This is a genomic window from Mesorhizobium sp. M2A.F.Ca.ET.037.01.1.1, assembly GCF_003998075.1.
GTDB lineage: Bacteria > Pseudomonadota > Alphaproteobacteria > Rhizobiales > Rhizobiaceae > Mesorhizobium.
In genome coordinates, this window is the sequence record NZ_RZSA01000744.1 from 1 (window position 1) to 3,429 (window position 3,429).

At 58.8% G+C, this 3,429-nt stretch carries 7 protein-coding genes; 5 read left to right on the plus strand and 2 right to left on the minus strand.

Annotated elements, in window-relative coordinates; genetic code table 11:
• A partial coding sequence (locus tag EOA27_RS28150; RefSeq protein ID WP_145970577.1) for a DUF892 family protein occupies positions 1 to 377 on the minus strand: 377 nt, incomplete at its 3' end.
• A gap of 177 nt (positions 378 to 554) precedes the next feature.
• Here EOA27_RS28150 and EOA27_RS28155 point away from each other — a divergent pair.
• Positions 555 to 944: a low affinity iron permease family protein gene (locus tag EOA27_RS28155; RefSeq protein ID WP_126082605.1), complete on the plus strand. Its 390-nt coding sequence runs from the start codon at positions 555 to 557 to the stop codon at positions 942 to 944.
• Between the two features lie 402 nt (positions 945 to 1,346).
• Here the strand turns inward: EOA27_RS28155 and EOA27_RS43010 are convergent, their stop codons facing one another.
• The gene (locus EOA27_RS43010; RefSeq protein ID WP_281059009.1) at positions 1,347 to 1,475 is read right to left on the minus strand and encodes a hypothetical protein; all 129 of its coding nucleotides are present in this window, start codon (positions 1,473 to 1,475) and stop codon (positions 1,347 to 1,349) included.
• Between the two features lie 456 nt (positions 1,476 to 1,931).
• On the opposite strand from EOA27_RS43010, the gene EOA27_RS28170 reads away from it, so the two are divergent.
• The 4 genes from EOA27_RS28170 (at position 1,932) to EOA27_RS28185 (ending at position 3,244) form a co-directional block, all read left to right on the plus strand.
• Positions 1,932 to 2,144 carry a DUF3606 domain-containing protein gene (locus EOA27_RS28170; protein ID WP_126083797.1) on the plus strand — a complete coding sequence of 71 codons (213 nt, stop codon included), beginning with the start codon at positions 1,932 to 1,934 and terminating at the stop codon, positions 2,142 to 2,144.
• Positions 2,125 to 2,343 carry a hypothetical protein gene (locus EOA27_RS28175; RefSeq protein WP_126082604.1) on the plus strand — a complete coding sequence of 73 codons (219 nt, stop codon included), beginning with the start codon at positions 2,125 to 2,127 and terminating at the stop codon, positions 2,341 to 2,343. Before EOA27_RS28170 ends, EOA27_RS28175 begins: the two co-directional genes overlap by 20 nt.
• Positions 2,344 to 2,589: 246 nt before the next feature.
• Positions 2,590 to 2,799: a cold-shock protein gene (locus EOA27_RS28180; RefSeq protein ID WP_126083796.1), complete on the plus strand. Its 210-nt coding sequence runs from the start codon at positions 2,590 to 2,592 to the stop codon at positions 2,797 to 2,799.
• Between the two features lie 169 nt (positions 2,800 to 2,968).
• Positions 2,969 to 3,244: a hypothetical protein gene (locus tag EOA27_RS28185; RefSeq protein WP_127249418.1), complete on the plus strand. Its 276-nt coding sequence runs from the start codon at positions 2,969 to 2,971 to the stop codon at positions 3,242 to 3,244.
• Positions 3,245 to 3,429: the final 185 nt, after the last annotated feature.

Below are 3,429 nucleotides of genomic sequence, written 5' to 3' on the forward strand. Positions count from 1 at the left end.
GTGCCGTAGCGCGCGATTTCATAGTGTTCAACAGCTTGGGCCGCGCCTACAAGCCCGGCGTCGAGCGACGGGGAGCCCTTGTACTCCTCGAGGACTTCGGCCCCCTCCTCCAGGATGCCGTCGATCGCGGGGCAGGTTTTGCCGCGAGCAGGCTTGCCGAGGATCTCGAAGACTTGCTCGAGGCGATCGACCTGTCCCTCGGTCTCGGTGCGATGTTTTTCAAAGGCGGCGGCGACCTTCTCGTCTTCAGCGCCCTTCGCCATCTTGGGCAAGGTCTTGAGGATTTTCTTTTCGGCGTAATAGATGTCTTTCAGGCCGTCGAGGAACATATCTTCGAGGCTCTTCTCGGCGGCAGAGGCTTTCTTGCTTGTAGCCATCGGTGTTCTCCAGATGCAGCGTGTTGACCCGCCCGTTGACAGGCCATGGCTAACTCCGGGGTGCGCAACATGTTCCGGCCTTCGGGCACAAGGCAATGGAGCGCCCTAGCCGGGCCGGAACGAAAAACGGGCTTCTCCATTGTTGGAACGCTCCGCATTTCATCACCAGGACTTCCAATGGAAAAAACCTTCAATCGCGTTGCGACCGTCGTCGCACATGCTTCCGGCCGTCCGTGGGCCTTTGCCTTATGTTTGGCGTCGGTGCTGATCTGGGCCGTGACCGGGCCGGTCTTCCAGTATTCCGAAACTTGGCAACTGATCATCAATACCGGTACGACGATCGTCACATTCCTGATGGTCTTCCTGATCCAGAACACCCAAAACCGAGACGGCGCGGCTATCCAGGCCAAGCTTGATGAGCTGATCCGCTCCGGCGCCGCCAAGAACGCCTTCATCGGCATCGAGCATCTTACCGAGGCCGAGGTCGAAGAGTTCCGCGCGCTCTGCGCGCGGGCGAAAGAGAACAACGAACGAGCCCCCGGAAGTCGCCGCAAGGCAGTTGCATAAGCCTGGGCACTCGGCGGTGGCGCAAAATTGTATATGTAAGGGCTACGTGCAACAAAACACGCTCGTGTGAGTTGTGTAGGCAAGTGGTCGTCCTTCCGGGGTGTAGCCGCTCCCAATGGCAGAAAGCCCGTCGCGTACGCTTATTAGCTGCGGCGGGCTTTCCTCTTTTTGGGCGGCGTAAGCCTGGCCAGGTGCTCGCGACTTATCCCCACCATCTCCTCCAAGAAGTCTAGGAACGCCCTTGCCTTCTCCGTCGGGAGGCCGCCACCCTCCAATAGGGCGATGAGTTCGCGCTGGCGGGCTATATGGCCTTCACCATCGCGCACGAGCTGTTCAACCCGAGATATCTCATCGGCTGCCATGGCATGATGATGGGCGGAATGGGTGAAGAAACTGCGGCTGCTAATCCGCCAAGCTTCCTTCGCGGTGTTCCATCACTTCGAAGACGCTGTCGACTTCCTCGTTGATCTCGGCGGCCGGAATACCTTCGTGCTCTGCCATGCTCATCAGCTCGTCGGCCAGATCGCTCACGGCCACAGGGTCCTCTGTTATGACGTTGGGCAGGTGTTCTGCCATCCATCGGTCGACGAAGTTGATACCGCGTGTACTCATTGAGGGTGAATCGCGCAGACTCAACTATGTTCCCGAGCCAGCAGCACCCTCCGGTTCGACCACTAAGGCTTGATCCGCAGCCTGGGCGAGCAGCCGCGCCAGATGCCGTTCGTGAAGCTCTTGCATGCTTTCCAGAAGCGCGAAGAAAACGAGGGCGTCGGTAGTCGGCAATTCGTCACGCTCTAGTTGGGCTATGCGCTCGCGCTGCTGCGCGAGGTGATGTCTACCCAGCCGGACATGCCCTCGGACCATGCGGATATCGTCGGAGCGTCATTAGGGGCAACGGCCGCGCGTTTGAGACGTTCCGCGACCGCCGCTAAAGAGCGGGAACAAGCCGGCAACGGCGGTGTTTCTGTCACTCGAGGAGGAACCGACATGGCAGACGACAAGAGCAAGCGTGACTTCCGCGACCGCGACCGGGTTTCGGCCGACGAAGACTATGAGGTGGAGTATTTCGCCCAGAAAGTCTGGCTGACGCCGCAGCAGGTGCGCGAGCTGATCAAGCAGCACGGCAACGATCGCCAAACGCTCGAACGCGAGGCGAAGTCTCTCGGTCGGGGTGACAAGAATGCCTCGCTACCAGGTTGAAGAGCTTTGCGGCGAAGAGGTCGTCGCAGCTCAACCGGTGGACGTCGACGAGCCAATAAAGGCGGCCGAGCGCGTGGCTGGCGCGCCAATCTCACCGAGCGCTTTGCAGCAGCACTGGTTCCGGGTGGTCGACGAGGAAGAGAACACCGTGTTCGAGTTCAGTCTAGCCGAGCCCGTGGGGCCGAACTTTTCCAAATGACCGATAGCAGCATGACGACCCGGACTGCCGAGCCGCACTCCAGTTGAAATCGAACAGCTCCAGGACCAAAAGTTGACGTGCCGGAGGGGCAAGATACAGGAGGGATTGTCGATATTGCTTGCTGAGCTTTGGTTATCGCGCGCTTGGCACCGCGCCCTGAACGAACTTCCTTTCAACATCGTCATCTGCATAGTCGGCTGCGCGCTCGCGTTGCCGAAATTCAATATTGCTATGAGAGGGTTCATCATGACCACTGGCACAGTAAAATGGTTCAATTCGACCAAGGGCTTCGGGTTCATTCAGCCTGACAACGGCGGCGCTGACGCCTTCGTTCACATCTCTGCCGTCGAGCGCGCGGGAATGCGCGAAATCGTCGAGGGCCAGAAGATCGGCTACGAACTGGAGCGCGACAGCAAGTCGGGCAAGATGTCTGCCTGCAAGCTTCAGGCCGTCTGATCGGTTCAGCTTTCCACTGATCACAGACGTACTGGCAGTGTTGAAAGCATGAGACCAAGCGAGGTCAGGCAAAATTGCCTGACCTCTTTTATTTCCGGCCGACCCGCCATTTTGACGACCCCCGTATGGGTGTCTCTCGCCGACGGCCGGCCCAATCGAGGATATCTCGATGACCGAAAAACCCAACGAGCTCCAGACAATCAATACCGCCTGGCAAATCGCCATGCAGGAAATCCTGCGCATAGTCGTGCGGGATATCTATAAGACAGGCGACGAGGCCGTCTTCCTCTCGCATATCAAGCGCATCGAAGAAGCAGCGGTCGACAGCATCTACACGGACCTGAGGCTTCGGGGCACCGACGAATGGACCGAGGTTCTCGTCAAGGAGAAGGCGAGCAATTTCGTTACCAGTCTTCTGACGTCCTTCACCTTTGATAGGATCTGAGACAAGCGGGTCCCAGGTGATGGTCGGCCGTCGGCCTTGTAGTTGGCGGGCGATGTGGCCGCCGAAATTGGCGCACTCCACTTCGACATGGCCAGCAGGAAACCTTTCCGCATTGGCAGCGTTCACGTTGGCCAGATGGGAGAGTTGTATGCGGGGCCTAAAAGGGGACGGGATAGGTTGGGAAG